Source organism: Kocuria rosea, assembly GCF_006094695.1.
GTDB lineage: Bacteria > Actinomycetota > Actinomycetes > Actinomycetales > Micrococcaceae > Kocuria > Kocuria rosea.
On sequence record NZ_CP035103.1, the window covers coordinates 641,123 to 658,666 of the forward strand.

16 protein-coding genes are annotated in these 17,544 nt (G+C 74.4%); 12 read left to right on the top strand and 4 right to left on the bottom strand.

Translation table 11 applies throughout. The features are described from left to right. Positions 1-7 precede the first annotated feature (7 nt). Entirely contained in the window at positions 8-883 is an 876-nt protein-coding gene (locus tag EQG70_RS02935; RefSeq protein WP_095649856.1) for a helix-turn-helix domain-containing protein, read from the top strand. Positions 884-1,213: 330 nt separating this feature from the next. On the opposite strand, the gene EQG70_RS02940 is transcribed toward EQG70_RS02935, so the two are convergent. Beyond that, positions 1,214-2,149: an alpha/beta fold hydrolase gene (locus EQG70_RS02940; RefSeq protein WP_109268561.1), complete on the bottom strand. Its 936-nt coding sequence runs from the start codon at positions 2,147-2,149 to the stop codon at positions 1,214-1,216. Next, the gene (locus tag EQG70_RS02945) at positions 2,146-3,693 is read right to left on the bottom strand and encodes a flavin-containing monooxygenase (RefSeq protein ID WP_109268560.1); all 1,548 of its coding nucleotides are present in this window, start codon (positions 3,691-3,693) and stop codon (positions 2,146-2,148) included. The genes EQG70_RS02940 and EQG70_RS02945 overlap by 4 nt, the downstream gene beginning before the upstream one ends. Before the next feature lie 69 nt (positions 3,694-3,762). Between EQG70_RS02945 and EQG70_RS02950 the strand changes: the two genes are divergently transcribed. From EQG70_RS02950 to EQG70_RS02960, 3 genes are all read left to right on the top strand, one after another. Next, a complete protein-coding gene (locus EQG70_RS02950; RefSeq protein WP_109268578.1) occupies positions 3,763-4,788 on the top strand; it encodes an AraC family transcriptional regulator in 1,026 nt (341 codons plus the stop codon). Between the two features lie 111 nt (positions 4,789-4,899). Further along, positions 4,900-5,784, top strand: coding sequence for an SDR family NAD(P)-dependent oxidoreductase (locus EQG70_RS02955; RefSeq protein ID WP_017833009.1), 885 nt, complete (start codon positions 4,900-4,902; stop codon positions 5,782-5,784). A gap of 9 nt (positions 5,785-5,793) precedes the next feature. Next, complete coding sequence (locus EQG70_RS02960; RefSeq protein WP_017833010.1) at positions 5,794-6,159, top strand: VOC family protein; 366 nt, start codon at positions 5,794-5,796, stop codon at positions 6,157-6,159. Positions 6,160-6,169: 10 nt separating this feature from the next. Here the strand turns inward: EQG70_RS02960 and EQG70_RS02965 are convergent, their stop codons facing one another. Together EQG70_RS02965 and EQG70_RS02970 are read right to left on the bottom strand one after the other, a co-directional pair. Then, a complete protein-coding gene (locus tag EQG70_RS02965) occupies positions 6,170-6,559 on the bottom strand; it encodes a YchJ family protein (protein WP_109268559.1) in 390 nt (129 codons plus the stop codon). Then, the gene (locus EQG70_RS02970) at positions 6,556-8,025 is read right to left on the bottom strand and encodes an NCS2 family permease (RefSeq protein WP_017833012.1); all 1,470 of its coding nucleotides are present in this window, start codon (positions 8,023-8,025) and stop codon (positions 6,556-6,558) included. Before EQG70_RS02970 ends, EQG70_RS02965 begins: the two co-directional genes overlap by 4 nt. A 288-nt stretch (positions 8,026-8,313) precedes the next feature. Here EQG70_RS02970 and EQG70_RS02975 point away from each other — a divergent pair, with 288 nt between their 5' ends. The 8 genes from EQG70_RS02975 (at position 8,314) to EQG70_RS03010 (ending at position 17,533) form a co-directional block, all read left to right on the top strand. Continuing rightward, positions 8,314-10,008, top strand: coding sequence for a nitrite/sulfite reductase (locus tag EQG70_RS02975; RefSeq protein WP_017833013.1), 1,695 nt, complete (start codon positions 8,314-8,316; stop codon positions 10,006-10,008). Beyond that, a complete protein-coding gene (locus EQG70_RS02980) occupies positions 10,005-10,772 on the top strand; it encodes a phosphoadenylyl-sulfate reductase (protein ID WP_109268558.1) in 768 nt (255 codons plus the stop codon). The genes EQG70_RS02975 and EQG70_RS02980 overlap by 4 nt, the downstream gene beginning before the upstream one ends. Positions 10,773-10,798: 26 nt before the next feature. Further along, a complete protein-coding gene (gene cysD / locus EQG70_RS02985; protein ID WP_031282790.1) occupies positions 10,799-11,731 on the top strand; it encodes a sulfate adenylyltransferase subunit CysD in 933 nt (310 codons plus the stop codon). A 2-nt stretch (positions 11,732-11,733) separates the two neighbouring features. Then, positions 11,734-13,125 (top strand): sulfate adenylyltransferase subunit 1, encoded by a 1,392-nt coding sequence (locus tag EQG70_RS02990; protein WP_229587927.1) that lies wholly within the window; start codon positions 11,734-11,736, stop codon positions 13,123-13,125. Position 13,126: 1 nt separating this feature from the next. Beyond that, positions 13,127-14,263 (top strand): ABC transporter substrate-binding protein, encoded by a 1,137-nt coding sequence (locus EQG70_RS02995; protein WP_017833017.1) that lies wholly within the window; start codon positions 13,127-13,129, stop codon positions 14,261-14,263. After that, on the top strand, positions 14,260-15,033 hold the full coding sequence (locus EQG70_RS03000; RefSeq protein WP_017833018.1) for an ABC transporter ATP-binding protein: 774 nt from the start codon (positions 14,260-14,262) through the stop codon (positions 15,031-15,033). Before EQG70_RS02995 ends, EQG70_RS03000 begins: the two co-directional genes overlap by 4 nt. Continuing rightward, the gene (locus tag EQG70_RS03005) at positions 15,023-16,006 is read left to right on the top strand and encodes an ABC transporter permease (RefSeq protein WP_109268557.1); all 984 of its coding nucleotides are present in this window, start codon (positions 15,023-15,025) and stop codon (positions 16,004-16,006) included. The genes EQG70_RS03000 and EQG70_RS03005 overlap by 11 nt, the downstream gene beginning before the upstream one ends. A 99-nt stretch (positions 16,007-16,105) precedes the next feature. Next, positions 16,106-17,533 (top strand): FAD-dependent oxidoreductase, encoded by a 1,428-nt coding sequence (locus EQG70_RS03010; protein ID WP_017833020.1) that lies wholly within the window; start codon positions 16,106-16,108, stop codon positions 17,531-17,533. Positions 17,534-17,544: the final 11 nt, after the last annotated feature.

The window sequence follows — 17,544 nt, forward strand, 5'->3', positions numbered from 1 at the left end:
TGGCGGGATGGACAACCGCACCGAGGTCCGCGACTTCCTCGTCTCGCGCCGGGCCAAGCTCACCCCGGCCCAGGCCGGTCTGCCGGCCGGGGGCAACCGCCGGGTGCCGGGGCTGCGCCGCTCCGAGGTGGCGGCCCTGGCCGGGGTGAGCGTGGAGTACTACGCCAAGCTCGAGCGCGGGGCGGTCGCCGGGGCCTCGGCCTCGGTGCTGGAGGCGGTCGCCGCCGCCCTGCGCCTGGACGAGACCGAGCGGGCGCACCTGCTCGACCTGGCGCGGGCGGCCGACGGCGTGTCCGCCGCACGGCGCCCGCGCCGCCGGGCGTCGCGGCAGGCGAGCTCCCGGCCGGGGCTGCAGTGGGCGCTGGAGGCGATCACCGGCGGGGTGGCGTTCGTGCGGAACCAGCACCAGGACCTGCTGGCCACCAACGCCCTGGGGCGCGCCTTCTACGCCCCGCTGCTCGGGGACGGCGGACGCACCCCCAACCTGGCCCGGTTCCAGTTCCTGGATCCGGCCTCCCGGGAGTTCTACCCGGACTGGGAGGTGTTCGCGAGCATGTGCGTGGCGATCATGCGCGCCGAGGCCGGCCGCGACCCGCACGACCGGGCGATGCAGGACCTGGTCGGGGAGCTGTCCACCCGCAGCGAGACCTTCCGCACCCTGTGGGCCGCCCACGACGTGCGCACCCACGGCACCGGCACCAAGCGCTTCCGCCACCCGGTGGTGGGGGAGCTGACGCTGGCCTACGAGGAGCTGGCCGTCACCGCCGAGCCCGGGCAGGTCCTCATGATCTACACCGCCGAACCGGGCTCGCCCTCGGCCGAGCGGCTCCGGCTGCTCGGATCCTGGGCGGCCGACCGGCACGCCGCCGTCCCCGAGCGCTGATCCGCGGCTGCGGCACGTGCCCGGCGCGGCACCGGTGCGAGCCGCTCGCACCGGTGCCGCGCGCATCCTGGGTCAGTCCTGCAGCGCGAGCAGCGCCGTGCTGTCGGCCGCCGTGCCCGCCAGCTGCGGCGCCCACCCGTCGTCGCGCCCCTGTCGGTCGAGGGGTCGCCATCGGCGAGAACATGCCGCGCTGAACGTCGGAACGCGACCCGCCGCGTGTGCTGAACGACGGAACGCGACCCGCCGCGTGTGCTGAGCGACGGAACGCGACCCGCCGCGTGCGCTCGGCGCGGAGGCGACCCCGCGGCGGCGTTCCGGTGGGCTCGGGGATCAGCGGGAGGCGCGCGAGGCCTCGACCGACGCCACGAACTCCCGGGCCAGCTCCACCAGCTCCTGGGTGCGCTCGATCTGCGGCATGTGCCCGGTGTCCGGGAAGACGTGCAGCCGGGCGCCGGGCAGGGCGGCGGCCGCGGCCTCGGCGTGGTGGGCCGGCAGCACGGCGTCGGCCTCGCCCCACACCACGAGCACGGGCAGGCCCGAGGCCCGCACCTTCTCCAGCAGGGCCCTCCGCCAGCCGGGCAGGACGCCGATCACCGGCAGCCCGATGCTCCGGTAGGTGCCCAGGAACGTGGCCCGGAAGTCCGGCTGGGCGCCCACCCGCGCCGCGTGCCGCAGCAGCTCCGGGGTGGCCAGGGCCGGGTCGAAGAAGCAGTTCTGGTTCGACCGCACCGCGGCGGCCCGCGCCAGCGGCCGGAACCGGCGGCCCACCACGGGCAGCCGGGACAGCCCCGCCCACACCATGGGCAGGGGGGAGACGTTGGCCTCCCGGCCGAACCCGGCGCTGTTGGCGAGCAGCAGCCCCGCGACCCGCCCGGGGTGCTCGGCGGCCACGGTCATGGCTACGGCGCCGCCCAGGGAGTTGCCCATGAGGTGCACCGGCCGCTGCTCGCCGAGCGCGTCGAGCACGCCGACCACGGCGCGGGCGAACGTCCCGAGCCCCGGCCGGTCCGCGCCGGCGGTGGTGAGCCCGAAGCCGGGGAGGTCCATGCTCAGCACGCAGTGGTCCCGCGCCAGCAGGTCGTGGGCGGCCGACCAGTCCTCGAGGCTCCGGCCGATGCCGTGCAGCAGCACGACCGGCGGCGCCTGCGCGGGCCCGGAGCGGCGGATGCGCACGGGCCGGCCGGCGACCTCCACCGTCGTCGTCGTGGCCTCCGGGGTGCCGGCGGGGGAGTCCGCGGCGGGGACGGGGGCGTGCCGGTCGGTCATGCGTGGGCCTCCTGCGGGCGGGCGCCGCGGCGGGCCGCGGTGCGGGGGATCAGGTCGAGGGTGCAGGAGAGCGGGGTGCGCAGGGTGGTCGCGGAGTCCAGCAGGTAGTTCTGCCGCACCCGCCACGGGTGCCGGTCGCCCTGGCGCGGGAAGGCGCCGATCGCGCGCCGGACGTAGCCGGAGCTGAGGTCCAGCAGCGGCTGCTCGGCCATGCCCCGGGGGGCGCGCGGCACCACGGCCCCGGCGTCGTGGCGCTCCAGGTGCCGCAGCACCCTGCACACCAGCCGGTGGGTGAGGTCCGCGCGCAGGGTCCAGGACGCGTTCGTGTAGCCGATGCACAGCGCGAAGTTCGGCACGCCGGTCAGCATCGCCCCGTTCCACACGAACTGCTCGGCGAGCTCCACCGGCGTCCCGTCCACGGTCAGGACGATCCCGCCGAAGGGGAGCAGCCGCAGACCCGTGGCGGTGACCACGAGGTCGGCCTCGAGGACCCGGCCCCCGCTCAGCCGGACCCCCTCGGGCACGAACGTGTCGATCGTGCCGGTGACCACCTCGGCCCGCCCCCGCTTCAGCGCCTTGAACAGGTCCGCGTCCGGAACGGCGCACAACCGCTGGTCCCAGGGGTCGTAGGACGGCGTGAAGTGCTCGGCCACGAGCTCCTCGGAGCCGAGGATGCGCGCGGCCCGGGACGTGAAGAACGCCCGGGCCGCGGCCGGGCGGCGGCGGCAGAACTGGTACACGGCCGTGCTGAACAGGATGTTCTTGGCGCGGATGACCCGGTGGGCGAGCCCCGCGGGCAGGAGCCGGCGCAGCGCGTCGGCCCGCCGGTCCCGGCCGGGCACGGCGCTGATCCACGTGGGGGAGCGCTGCAGCATGGTCACGCCCGCGGCGGTCCGCGCCATGGCCGGCACGAGGGTCACGGCGGTGGCGCCGCTGCCGACCACCAGCACGCGCCGGCCCGTCCAGTCCAGGTCCTCGGGCCAGAACTGCGGGTGCACCACCCGGCCGCCGAAGTCCTCCAGGCCGGGCAGCGCGGCGTCGTGGCCGCGGTCGTAGTCGTAGTAGCCGGCGCACGAGTACAGGAACGAGCACGTCATGCTGCGCCGGTGGACGGCACCGTCCTCGTCCCGCACCTCGAGGCCCAGGCTCCAGCGCTGCTCGGCGCCGGACCAGTCGGCCGAGACCACCCGGGTGCGGAGGCGGAGGTGCCGGTCGATGCCGAACTCCTCCGCCGTCTCGTGGATGTACGCGAGGATCGACGGGCCGTCCGCGAGCGCCTGCGGGTCCCGCCACGGCTTGAAGGAGTAGCCGAGCGTGAACATGTCCGAGTCGGAGCGCACGCCCGGGTAGCGGAACAGGTCCCAGGTCCCGCCGAGGTCGTCCCGGGCCTCCAGCACGGCGTAGGACAGCTCGGGGCGCTCGGTCTGCAGGCGGTAGGCCGCGCCGATGCCGGACAGGCCGGCTCCGACGACGACGACGTCCCGGTGGTCGGTGCCGCCGGGGATCTCGCGGGGCGGCTCGCTGGCGGTGGAAGGTGCTCGCATGCTTCCAGGATCGCCCGGCGCGCCCGCCAGGACTTGACGCTACGCGACGATTGCTTGACCCTGGGCGACATGACGGTCATCCGGTCCGCAGGTCTGCGCGGCTTCCGCGCCGCGGTCGCGGAGCTCGGCGGGAACGCCGAGGCCCTGGCCGACGCCGCCGGCCTGCCCCGGTCGGCCCTGGACACCGACGACCTCCTGGTCCCCGAGCGGGCCGTCGCACGGGTGCTGGAGACCGCCGCCCGGGAGCTGGACTGCCCCGACCTGGGCCTGCGGGTCGCCGCCCGGCAGGACCCGGGCGTCCTCGGCCCCCTCGCGCTCGCCGCCCGCCACTCGGAGACGGTGCGCGACGCCCTCGAGTGCACCTCCCGCTACCTCTTCGTCCACGCCCCGTCCCTCGAGCTGGCGCTGGTGCCGGACCCCTACCGGGCCCGCGGGGTGACGGCGGTGCGCTACGGCGGCTCCGCCGCGACCGCCCGGGACCCCGGGCGCGGCAGCCCGCAGGGCACCGACCTGGGCCTGGGCCTGCTGCACCGGGCCCTGAGCTCCCTGGTGGGGGGCCGCTACGGGCTGCGCACGGTCGAGCTGGCCCACCGGCCGGCGGCGCCGCTGCGGGTCTACGAGGAGTTCTTCGGGGCACCCGTGCGCACCGGCCGCCCCGACGTCCTCCTGCGGATCCCCACCAGCACGCTCGCCCGCCCGCTGCACGGGGACGCCGGGGTCCGGCAGGTGGCGCTCGCCTTCCTCGACACCCAGCTCCCCGGGCCCGGCTCCGCGTGGGCGCCCCGGGTCCGGGGCGTGCTGGTGCAGCTGCTCGGCACCGCGGCCCCGGAGATCGAGGCCGTGGCCCGGGTGCTGGACCTGCACCCCCGCACCCTGCAGCGCCGGCTCGCCGAGGAGGGCACCACCTTCGGCGCCGTCCTGGACGGGACCCGGCGCAGCGCGGCCCTGCGCTGGCTCACCACCACCGACGTCCCCCTCGGCCAGATCGCCGGGCTCGTGGGGCTCTCGGAGTCCTCGGCGCTCACCCGGTGCGCCCGCCGCTGGTGGAGCGCCCCGCCGCGGGACGTCCGCCGCCGGGGCGTCCCCGCCGGCTGAGGGTGTCGCCGCGCGTCAACTTCCTGTCGCGGTGGGTCAAGCGGTGCCCGGTGCCCGCCCGCACACTGGACAGCAGGCCCCGATCCACGACCCCGACCCCAGGAGCAGCCCGTGTCCCCGTCCGCACCCTTCCGCTTCGCCGGCGCCACCGCGGTGCTCACCGGCGCCGCCTCCGGCATCGGCGAGCAGCTGGCCCACGGCCTCGCCGCCCGCGGCACCCACCTGGTGCTCCTCGACCGGGACGCCGCGGGACTCGAGACCGTCGCCGGGGCGATCCGCGCGGGGCACCCGGACCTGCCGGTGCGCACGGTCGTGGCCGACCTCGCCGAGCTGTCCGCGCTGCCGGGCGTGGCCGAGCGGATCCGGGCCGAGCACCCGCGGATCGACCTGCTGGTCAACAACGCCGGGGTGGGCCTGGGCGGGACCTTCGAGCAGGTCTCCGCCGAGGAGTTCGACTGGCTCATGGACATCAACTTCCGGGCGCCGGTGGTGCTCACCCGCGAGCTGCTGCCCGCCCTGCTCGCCGCCCCCGGCAGCCACCTGGTCAACCTCTCCAGCCTGTTCGGCCTCATCGCCCCGCCCGGGCAGGTGGCGTACTCCGCGAGCAAGTACGCCCTGCGCGGGTTCTCCGAGGGCCTGCGCCACGAGCTGGCGGGCCGGGTGGGGGTCACCGTGGTGCACCCGGGCGGGGTCCGGACCAGGATCGCCGAGACCGCCCGCACCCCGGCCGGGGTGTCGGAGGAGCGGGCGCGGAAGGACCGGGAGGACTTCGCGGCGCTGCTCAGCTATCCGGCGGAGCGTGCGGCCGCCGACATCCTGGGGGCGGTGGAGCGGCGCCGGAACCGGCTGCTCGTGGCGCCCAGCGCCGTGCTGCCGGACCTCGTGGCGCGAGTCCTCCCGGGCTCCTACTGGCCGGTCCTGCGGCACGCGCCCCGGGTCCTGAAGCATGCGCCCCGGGTCCTGCGGCGTCTTCCCGGGCGGCGGCGCCGGGCCTAGGCTGAGCGCATGACCAGCACCCTGTCCGCCGTCGTCGTCGACTGCCGCGATCCCGAGACCCTCGCCCGCTTCTGGTGCGCCGCCCTGGGCTACGTCGTCCACGCGGAGGCCGAGGGGTTCGTGGGCATCGTGCCCGCGGAGGGCAGCGGCCCGCACCTCGACTTCGTGGTCGTCCCCGAGCCCCGGACCGTCAAGAACCGGCTGCACCTCGACCTGCGCGCCGTGGACACCGACCGGGACTCCGAGGTCGCCCGCCTGGAGTCCATCGGCGCCCGCCGCGTGGACGTGGGCCAGGGGCCCGAGGTGACCTGGGTGGTGCTGGCCGACCCGGAGGGCAACGAGTTCTGCGTGCTCTCCGACCTCGAGGAGGACTGAGCCGGCGGGCTCAGGCGAGCACGCCGTCCACGTAGTACCACCGGCCGTCCTCGCGCCGGAACCGGGAGTTCTCCCGCTGGGCCCCCCGGGCCCCGTGCGGGCCGCGCCGGTGCGCGGTGAAGTCCACCCACCCCTCGTCGTCGAAGGGGCCGCCGCCCGTCACCCCGTGGACGTCGAGCCGGGTCCAGCGCAGCGCGGGGTCCAGGTCCACGGACCCCGGGCGCGTGCCCGGGTGCCACGTGGCCAGCAGATAGGCATCGTCCCCGGCGGCTAAGGCGCTGAACCGCGAGCGCATCAGCAGCTCGGCCGTGGGCGCCGGGCGGCCGCCGTGGAAGCGCCCGCAGCAGGCGCCGTAGGTGTCCCCGGTGCCGCAGGGGCAGCGGGCGTCGTCGTCGATCACGCCATCCAGCCCTCGACCACGCCCTTGCCGAAGAACACCACGAAGGCCGCCGCCACCACGTACATGAGCGGGTGGACCTCCTTGCCGCGGCCCTGCACGAGGCGGATGAAGACGTAGGAGACGAAGCCCGCGCCGATGCCGTCCGCGATCGAGTAGGTGAACGGCATGACGGCGAACGTCAGGAAGGACGGCACGGACAGGCCCCAGTCGTCCCACTCGATGCGCACGACCTGCTTGGCCATGAGGAAGCCCACCACGACCATGGCCGGGGCCACGGCCTCGAACGGCACCACGTTGACCAGCGGGGTGATGAACATGGCGAGCAGGAACAGCACGCCGGTGACCACGTTGGCCAGGCCGGTGCGGGCGCCGTCGGCGATGCCGGTGGAGGACTCCACGAAGATCTGGTTGGAGGACACGGAGCCCGCGCCGCCGGCGATCGCGCCGGCGGCGTCCACCAGCAGGATCTTGTCCACGTTCTGGATCTGCCCGTTGCGGCCCACGAGCCCGGCCTGCTGGGAGAGCCCGACCATCGTGCCCATCGCGTCGAAGAAGATGGAGAGCAGGATCGTGAAGATCAGCAGCGCCGCGGCGAGCGCCCCGAGGCTCCGGAACGCCTCGAGCGGGGCGGCCGAGCCCACGAGGGAGAGGTCCGGCAGCGCCACGAAGGAGGTGGGGGCGGCGGGCACGACGAGCGACCACCCGGTGGGGGCGTCCACGGAGGAGCCGGACGGGACGACCGCCTCGAGCACGTGGGCGAGGATCGTGGTGGCGACCACGGCGATCAGGATCGCGCCGCGGACGTTGCGGACGATGAGGGCCACGGTCAGGAGCAGGCCGACCACGAACGTGAGCATGGGCCAGCCCAGCAGCGTCCCGCCGTCGCCGAGCTGCACGGGCACGGTGGTGCCGGCGGCGTCCGGGATGCGGCGCACGAAGCCGGCGTTCACGAAGCCGATCAGGGCGATGAACAGGCCGATCCCCACCACGATGGCGGTCTTCAGGGACGCCGGCACGGCGTTGAACACGGCGGTGCGGAAGCCGGTGAGCACCAGGACGAACATGATCAGGCCCGCCCACACGACCAGCCCCATCACCTGGGGCCACGTGAGCTGCGGGGTGGTCACGATCGTCACGGCGAGGAACGCGTTGACGCCCAGGCCCGTGGCGATCGCGAAGGGCGCGCGGGCCACGACGCCCATGAGGATGGTCAGCACCCCGGCGACGAGCGCCGTCACGGCCGCGACCCGCTCACCGCCCAGGATGTTGCCGGCGCCGTCCGGGCCGTAGCCGAGGATCAGCGGGTTGAGGACCACGATGTAGCTCATCGCGATGAACGTCGCCACGCCGCCGCGGACCTCGCTCGCCACCGAGGAGCCGCGCTCGCTGATCTTGAAGAAGCGGTCCAGGCCGTTGCGCGGCGGACCGGAGGGGGTCTCGGTGGAGACGGAAGCGGAGGATGCCATGGCGGTCCTTCAGGCACTCGACGGGAGGGAGCACGACTCCACAGGGGACGCTCCCGGGCTGACGGCGGCACCGGCGTGCCACCGGGACGACACTACCTCCCCGCGTCCGGGCGCGCCGGGGCCCGTCCCCGCCGGGACGGGACGCCGCCGGGACGACGCCGGGCCGCGGGCCCGGTGTCCTTGCACACGCCGGGCCCCGTGTCCACCCCTGTGTCCCGTCACGACGGTTCGTGGCGGTTTGTGACGACCGGCGTGACTGTCCAGCGGGACGCGCGAACAATCGAGCGCATGACACAGACGACGCGCGCGCCCCGCGCTGCCCGGAAGCCGAAGGCCGAGGGGCAGTGGAAGGTCGACGGCCGGGACCCCCTGAACCCCAACGAGGTCTTCAAGCAGGCCGACGACGGGCTCAACGTGCGCACCCGGATCGAGGAGGTCTACTCGAAGCACGGCTTCGCCTCGATCGACCCCCAGGACCTGCACGGGCGCTTCCGCTGGTGGGGCCTCTACACCCAGCGCCGGCCGGGCATCGACGGCGGGCGGACGGGCTCGCTGTCCGACGCCGAGATCGAGGACGAGTACTTCATGATGCGCGTCCGGCTCGACGGCGGGGCCCTGACCCGCGAGCAGCTGCGGGTGCTCGGGCAGATCTCCGCGGACTTCGCGCGGGACTCGGCCGACATCACGGACCGGCAGAACATCCAGTACCACTGGATCCGGGTGGAGGACGTCCCCGAGATCTGGCGCCGGCTCGAGGACGCGGGACTGGACACCGTCGAGGCCTGCGGGGACGTGCCGCGCGTGATCCTGGGCTCCCCGCTCGCCGGGATCGCCGAGGACGAGATCATCGACCCCACCCCGGTGATCGAGCGGATCAAGTCCACCTGGATCGGCTCCCCGGAGTTCTCCAACCTGCCGCGCAAGTACAAGACCGCGATCACCGGCCACCCGTCCCTGGACGTGGTGCACGAGATCAACGACTGCGCCCTCGTGGGCGTGGTCCACCCCGAGCTCGGCCCCGGCTACGACCTGTGGGTCGGCGGCGCCCTGTCCGTGGTGCCGTTCCTCGGCAAGCGCCTCGGCGCGTTCGTGACCGAGGAGCAGGCCCCCGAGGTGTGGAAGGGCGTCACGAGCATCTTCCGCGACTACGGCTACCGGCGGCTGCGCAACCGCGCCCGGCTGAAGTTCCTGGTCCAGGACTGGGGCCCGGAGAAGTTCCGGCAGGTGCTCCAGGACGAGTACCTCGGCTACGCGCTCGCGGACGGCCCCGCGCCGGAGAAGGCGGCCGTCCCCGGCGACCACATCGGCGTGCACCGGCAGAAGGACGGCCGGTTCTACATCGGCGTGGCCCCGCGCGTGGGCCGCGTCTCCGGGGCGAAGCTGCTGGCCCTCGCCGACGTGATGGCGAAGTACGGCTCCGACCGGCTGCGCACCACCCCGCACCAGAAGCTCGTGCTGCTCGACATCGAGGAGGCCGACGTCGAGAACGCCGTCGCCGACCTCGACGCCCTGGACCTGCAGGCGCGGCCCTCCGCGTTCCGCCGCTCGACCGTGGCGTGCACCGGCATCGAGTACTGCAAGCTCGCGATCGTCGAGACCAAGCAGACCGCCTCGGACACCATCGACGAGCTCGAACGGCGGCTCGACGGCGTGGAGCTGCCCCACCCCATCTCGATGCACGTCAACGGCTGCCCCAACTCGTGCGCCCGCATCCAGACCGCGGACATCGGGCTCAAGGGCCAGCTGCTGCCCACCGAGGACGGCGGGCAGAAGCCCGGCTACCAGGTCCACCTGGGCGGTGGGCTCGCCGCGGACGACCGTGCGGAGGCCGGCCTGGGCCGGACCGTGCGCGGGCTGAAGGTCTTCCAGGACGACCTCGCCGACTACGTGGAGCGGCTGGTCCGGCGCTTCCTGGCCCAGCGCACCGAGGACGAGAGCTTCGCCGAGTGGACCCACCGGGTCGAGGAGAGTGAACTGGCATGACCGGCACGGACACGGGCACCCGCCCCGCGCTGCGGGACGAGCAGCAGCTGCGCGACCTGGCGGCGGCCGGCGCCGCCGCGCTGCACGCCGAGCTGGACGCCGAGGGCCGGGTCCCGGCCGAGGGGGAGGCCTCCACGGAGGAGGCCATCCGCTGGGTCGCGGAGAACTTCGACCTGCGCAGCGTCACCGTGGCCTGCTCGATGGCCGACGCCGTGCTCCCGGCCCTGGTCGCCGAGCAGCTGCCCGGCGTGGACGTGCTGTTCCTCGAGACCGGCTACCACTTCCCGGAGACCATCGGCACCCGGGACGCCGTGGCGCACATGCTCGACATCACCGTGGTCGACGCCCTCCCGGAGCTGACCGTGGCCGAGCAGGACGAGAAGCACGGCAAGGACCTCTTCGCCCGCGACCCCGGCCTGTGCTGCGCGATCCGCAAGGGGGCCCCGCTCAAGAAGTCCCTGGAGGGCTACGAGGTGTGGTTCACCGGCGTGCGCCGGGACGAGTCCTGGACCCGCACCAACGCCCCGATGGTGACCTTCGACGAGACCCACAAGCTCGTCAAGGTCAACCCCATGGTGCGCTGGAGCCTCGACGACCTCGTCGAGTGGTCGCAGGACCACGGCGTGCCGACGAACCCGCTGATGGCGGAGGGCTACCTCTCCATCGGCTGCGCCCCCTGCACGCGGCCCACCGCCCCGGGCGAGGACCCGCGCGCGGGCCGCTGGGCCGGCCAGGACAAGATCGAGTGCGGTATCCACCTGTGAGCGCACCCACCACGACGGAGGCGAACGTGACCACCCCCACCACCGCCCCGGCCCCCGCGGAGGCCGGCGTGCACAGCAGCCTCGACGCGCTCGAGGCCGAGTCCATCCACATCCTGCGCGAGGTCGTGGCGGAGTTCGACCGCCCGGCCATGCTGTTCTCCGGCGGCAAGGACTCGGTGGTCATGCTGCACCTGGCCGCCAAGGCCTTCTGGCCCGGCCGGATCCCCTTCCCCGTGCTGCACGTGGACACGGGCCACAACTTCCCGGAGGTGCTGGAGTTCCGGGACCGCACCGTGGAGCGGCTCGGCCTGCGGCTGGTCGTGGCGAGCGTGCAGGACTACCTCGACGACGGCCGGCTGCTCGAGCGCGCCGACGGCACCCGCAACCCGCTGCAGACCCTCCCGCTGCTGGACGCCATCGCGGAGCACCGGTTCGACGCCGTGTTCGGCGGCGGCCGCCGCGACGAGGACAAGGCCCGCGCGAAGGAGCGGATCCTGTCCCTGCGCGACGAGTTCGGCCAGTGGGACCCCCGCAACCAGCGCCCCGAGCTGTGGAACCTCTACAACGGCCGGCACACCCCCGGCCAGCACGTGCGGGCGTTCCCCATCAGCAACTGGACCGAGCTGGACATCTGGCGCTACATCGAGCGCGAGAACATCGAGCTGCCGCCCATCTACTACGCCCACGAGCGGGACGTCTTCCGCCGCGACGGGATGTGGATGGCCGTGGGCGAGTTCTCGGCGCCGGCCGGGGCCGAGGCCGTGGAGCGGCAGACCGTGCGCTACCGCACCGTGGGGGACATGTCCTGCACCGGCGCCGTGCTCTCCGGGGCGCGCACCGTGGCCGACGTGGTGGCCGAGGTCGCCGTGTCCACGCTCACCGAGCGCGGGGCCACCCGCGCGGACGACAGGATCTCCGAGGCCGCCATGGAGGACCGCAAGAAGGACGGGTACTTCTAGACATGACTTCCCCCAGCACCGTGACCGGGCACGCCCCCGCGGCCGAGCAGGTCCCCACGATCGATCCCGGCTCGCTGTTCCGCTTCGCGACCGCCGGCTCCGTCGACGACGGCAAGTCCACCCTGGTGGGCCGGCTGCTGCACGACGCCAAGGCGATCCTCGCCGACCAGCTCGAGGCCGTGGGCCGGACCTCCGCCGAGCGCGGCTTCGGCGGCGGCACGGGCCGGCTCGACCTCGCCCTGCTCACCGACGGCCTGCGCGCCGAGCGGGAGCAGGGGATCACGATCGACGTGGCCTACCGCTACTTCGCCACGGACCGCCGCTCCTTCATCCTCGCGGACTGCCCCGGCCACGTGCAGTACACGAAGAACACGGTCACGGGCGCCTCGACGGCCGACGCCGTCGTGCTCCTCGTGGACGCCCGGCACGGCGTGGTCGAGCAGACCCGGCGGCACCTGGCCGTCGTGTCCCTGCTGCGCGTGCCGCACGTGGTGGTCGCCGTGAACAAGATCGACCTCGTCGACTACGACCAGGAGGTCTTCGACCGGGTCGCGGCGGACGCCACGGGCATCGCCGCCCGGCTGGGGGTCGAGGACGTGCACGTGGTGCCCGTCTCCGCCCTCGAGGGCGACAACGTGGTGGAGCCCTCCGCGCGGACCCCCTGGTACTCCGGGCGGCCGCTGCTGCGGGTGCTCGAGGAGCTGCCCACGGTGGACGAGTCCGGCCGCGGCACCGCCCGCCCCTTCCGCTTCCCCGTCCAGTACGTCATCCGCCCCCAGGGCGGCACGGCCCCGGGCGCGGACGCCGAGCGGCTGCGGGACTACCGCGGCTACGCGGGCCAGATCGCCTCGGGCACCGTGGCGGTCGGGGACGAGGTCGTGGTCCTGCCCGCGGGCCGGCGCACCACGGTCACCGGCATCGACGTGGCGGGCACCGCGCCCGCCCCCGGAGCGCCCCTGCCCGGCGAGCAGCTCACGGAGGCCGCGGCGCCGCTGTCCGTGACGCTGCGGCTGGCCGACGACATCGACATCGCCCGCGGCGACCTCGTCGCGAGCGCCGACGACGAGCTGCCGGAGCCCGTCCGGGACCTCGTGGCCTCCGTGGCCTGGCTGGGCGAGCGGCCCCTGCAGCCCCGCGCCCGCGTGCTCGTCAAGCACGGCGCCGCCACGGTCCAGGCCATGGTCGTCGAGCTCGAGGGGCGGCTGGACCTCGAGGAGCTGGTGCTGCGGGACGCCGGCACCCTCGAGCTCAACGACATCGGGCGGGTCCGGCTGCGGCTGGCCTCCCCGCTGCCCGTCGACCCCTACGACCGGCTGCGGCGCACCGGCGCCTTCCTGGTCGTGGACCCGGCCACGGGCAACACGCTCGCCGCCGGGCTCGTGCAGGACGCCTGAGGTGGGCGGGCAGCAGCCGCCCGCCCTCGTCACGGTGACCGCCGGTGACGGAGGGCGCGCCGCCTCGGGCCGCCGCCGCCGGGGATGGCCGCTGGTGCTGACCGCGCTGGCGCTACTGGCCGCCCTGACGGTCGCCGCCACCGCGCTGCGCGACAACGGGACGCTCGCGGCCTGGGAGGCGGACGCGGTCGAGACCTCGGACGCCGCCGAGCTGCGGCTGGGCTACTTCGGCAACCTCACGCACGGCCCCGCCCTCGTCGGACTGGAGAACGACTACTTCGCCCAGGAGCTGGGGGACACCGCGCTGTCCGCGCAGGTCTTCAACAGCGGCCCCACAGCGGTGGAGGCCATGAACGCCGGGTCGATCGACGCCGCGTTCGTGGGCCCCAACCCGGCGATCAACTCCTTCGTCCGCTCCCAGGGCCGCTCGCTGGCCGTGGTCGCGGGCGCCGCCTCCGGCGGCGCGCAGTTCGTGGTGCGCCCCGCCGTCACGGGCCCGGAGGACCTGGCCGGGCGCACCGTGGCGAGTCCCGAGTTCGGCGGCACCCAGGACGTGGCCCTGCGCACCTGGCTCGCCGAGCAGGAGTACGACGCCGACGGCGAGGGGGACCGCGCCGTGGCGATCACGCCCATGGCCAACGGCCAGACCATCTCGATGCTCCGGCAGGGCCGCGTGGACGGCGCCTGGCTGCCCCAGCCCTGGGCCACCCGTGCCGTCCAGGACGGCGCCCGGGTCCTCGTGGACGAGCGGGACCTCTGGGCGGACGGGCGCTATCCCACGACCGTCCTGGTGGTGCGCAAGGACTACCTCGAGCGCCACCCGGAGACCGTCGAGGAGCTCGTGCGCGGTCTGCAGCGGTCCGTGGACTGGCTGCACGAGCACGAGGCGGAGCCCGAGCTGCTGGCCTCCACCCTGAACGAGGGCCTGGAGAGCGCGCAGACCGAGACGCTGCCCGAGGCGACGGTCGCGGGTGCGCTCGAGGCCGTCGAGTGGACCACCGACCCCCTCGCGGACACCTACCCGCAGCTGCTCGCCGACGGCGTGGCGGCGGGGACCACGGAGGAGGCCCCGCTCGAGGGGCTCGTGGACACCACGGTCCTGGACCGGGTCCGCGCCGGCTCGGAGGGGGGCGCATGAGCACCACCACCGCGATCCGGCTCCGCGGCCTCGGCAAGAGCTTCGCCCCCGAGGACGGCCCCGTCCTGCAGGACGTGGACCTCGACGTCGAGCGCGGGCAGTTCGTCGCGCTGCTCGGCGCCTCCGGCTGCGGGAAGTCCACCCTGCTGAACATCGTCGCGGGCCTCGAGGAGCCGACGGAGGGCTCCGTGACGGTCCCCGCGGAGGGCGCGGCCCTGATGTTCCAGGACGCCGCGCTGTTCCCCTGGCTCACGGCGCGGCGCAACGTCGAGCTGGCCCTCGAGCTGCGCGGGGTCCCCACCGCCCGGCGGCGGGACCAGGCCGGGGAGCTGCTCGAGCTGGTCCGGCTGCCGCACGCGGCGGACAAGCGCCCGCACGAGCTCTCCGGGGGGATGCGCCAGCGGGTGGCCCTGGCCCGGGCCCTGGCCCAGGACCGGGAGGTCCTGCTCATGGACGAGCCGTTCTCCGCGCTCGACGCCATCACCCGGGACCTGCTGCACGAGGAGCTGCTGCGCGTCTGGCGCACCACCGGCCGGACGATCGTGTTCATCACGCACAACGTCGCCGAGGCCGTGCGGCTGGGCCAGCGGGTGCTGCTGATGTCCTCCCGCCCCGGTCAGGTGGTCCAGGAGTGGGACACCCGCCCGTGGAAGGACCCCGAGTCCTACGGCTTCGAGGGCAGCGCGCAGTCGCTCGACGACACCCTCGGCGAGCTGACCCGCACCATCACCGCACGTCTGCGCGAGGAGATCAGCCGCCATGCGAAATGACACCGCCCTGTCCGGCGTCCCGGCCGCGCCGCCGGTGGCGCCCGCGCCCCCGGCACCCCGCCGCGGCGCGGAACGGGCCGTCCCCGGACCCGCCCCGGACCGGTCCGGCGACCCGGCCGGGACCGGTGAGGAGCTCGCCGGACTCGACGCGCTGCAGACCGAGCGCACCCGGAAGACCTCGGTGGGCGAAGTGCTGCGCACCAAGGTCGCCCCGCCCCTGGTCGCCCTGGTGGCCGGCCTGCTGCTGTGGCAGCTGCTCGTCGCGCTCCTGGGCACCCGCCCCGACGTCGTGCCCGGCCCGCTGGACGTCGCGCGGCAGTTCGGCGCGCTGGTCGGCGACGGCACCGTGCTGGGCGCCCTGGGAACGAGCCTGTGGCGGGGGATCAGCGGCTTCCTGGTGGCGGCGGCGGTCGCCACGCCGCTGGGGCTGCTCATCGCCCAGTGGCGAGGGCTGCGCGACGCCGTGGGCCCGATCATCTCCGGGCTCCAGGTGCTGCCCTCGATCGCCTGGGTGCCCGCCGCGATCATCTGGTTCGGCCTGTCCGACGCCACGGTGTACTTCGTGGTGCTCATGGGCGCCATCCCCTCCATCATCAACGGCATGCTCGCGGGCGTGGACCAGATCCCGCCGCAGCTGCGCCGCGCCGGGCACGTGCTCGGCGCCCGGGGGTGGACCATGGCCAGCAAGGTCGTGCTCCCCGCCGCCCTGCCCGGGTACCTCGCCGGGCTCAAGCAGGGGTGGGCCTTCTCCTGGCGCTCGCTCATGGGCGCCGAGCTCATCGCGATCGGCGGCTCCATCGGGTTCGGCCTCGGCTCCCTGCTGGAGCAGGGCCGGACGGTCTCCAACATGGCGGTGGTGATGGTCGCCGTGCTGTCCATCCTCGTCGTGGGCATCCTCGTGGAGCTGCTGTTCTTCAACCCCGTGGAACGGCGCCTGCTGCGCGGGCGAGGGCTGCTCGGCCACCGCTCGTGAGCCTCCGCACCCAGGAGATTCTGCGCCGGATTCACTACCCTTGTACCCGGTCTACGATGCGCGCGGCGGACGCCGTGCGCGCAATCGAAAGGAAGCCACGTGGCTGACACCACCACCCGCCCCCTGCGCGTCGCCATCATCGGCGCCGGTCCGGCCGGCATCTACGCCGCGGACATGCTCACCAAGTCCGAGCCCGTGAAGAACGGGGAGCTCGAGGTCAGCATCGACCTGTTCGACCGCTACCCGACCCCGTTCGGCCTCATCCGCTACGGCGTGGCCCCCGACCACCCCCGGATCAAGGGCATCATCACCGCGCTGCGCGCCATCCTGGGGCGCGGTGACATCCGCTTCTTCGGCAACGTGGAGTTCGGCCGGGACCTGACCCTCGCCGACTTCGGTGCCCACTACGACGCCGTGATCTTCGCCACCGGAGCCGTCTACGACGCCCCGCTGAACATCCCCGGCAACGACCTCCGGGGCGTGCACGGGGCCGCCGAGTTCGTGGCCTGGTACGACGGCCACCCGGACTTCCCGCGCACCTGGCCGCTCGAGGCCCGCGAGATCGCGGTCATCGGCAACGGCAACGTGGCCCTCGACGTCGCCCGCGTGCTGTCCAAGCACGCCGACGACATGCTCCTCACCGAGATCCCCGGCAACGTCTACCAGGGGCTCAAGGCGTCCCCGGTCACGGACGTGCACATCTTCGGCCGCCGCGGCCCCGCCCAGGTGAAGTTCACCCCCCTCGAGCTGCGCGAGCTCGCCAAGTCGCGGGACGTCGACATCGTCGTCTACGACGAGGACTTCCAGTACGACGAGGGCTCCGAGCTGGCGATCGCCGAGAACAACCAGGTCAAGGTCATGGTCAAGACCCTCGAGAAGTGGCGGGCCGACGACTCCCCGAAGACCGCCTCCCGGCGGCTGCACCTGCACTTCCTGCAGAGTCCCCGCGAGGTGCTGGGGGAGGACGGCCGGGTCACGGGGCTGCGCATGGAGCGGACGCGCCTCAACGGCGACGGCTCCGTGTCCGGGACCGGCGAGTACGTCGACTACCCGGTGCAGGCCGTCTACCACGCGGTGGGCTACCTCGGCTCCCGCCTGCCCGAGCTGCCGTTCGACGACGGCCGCGGCGTGATCCCCAACGCCGAGGGCCGCGTGCTGGCCGAGGACGGGACCGTGCTGCACGGCCTCTACGCGACCGGGTGGATCAAGCGCGGTCCGGTCGGGCTGATCGGCGCCACCAAGTCCGACGCCCTCGAGACGGTCACCCACCTCCTGGAGGACCGCGCCGTGCTGCCGGGCGCCACCCGCCCGGACCCCGCGTCCGTCAACGACGTGCTCGAGGCCCGCGGCGTCGAGTACACCACCTGGGAGGGATGGCTGGCCCTCGACGAGTACGAGCAGGGCCTCGGCCAGTCCTCGCACGACGCCGAGGGCAACCCGCGCGAGCGCGTCAAGGTGGTCGAGCGCGAGGAGATGGTCAGCGTCTCCCGCGAGGGTGTGGCGGAGCCGGTCTCCTCGCCCGTCTGAGCCACAGCACC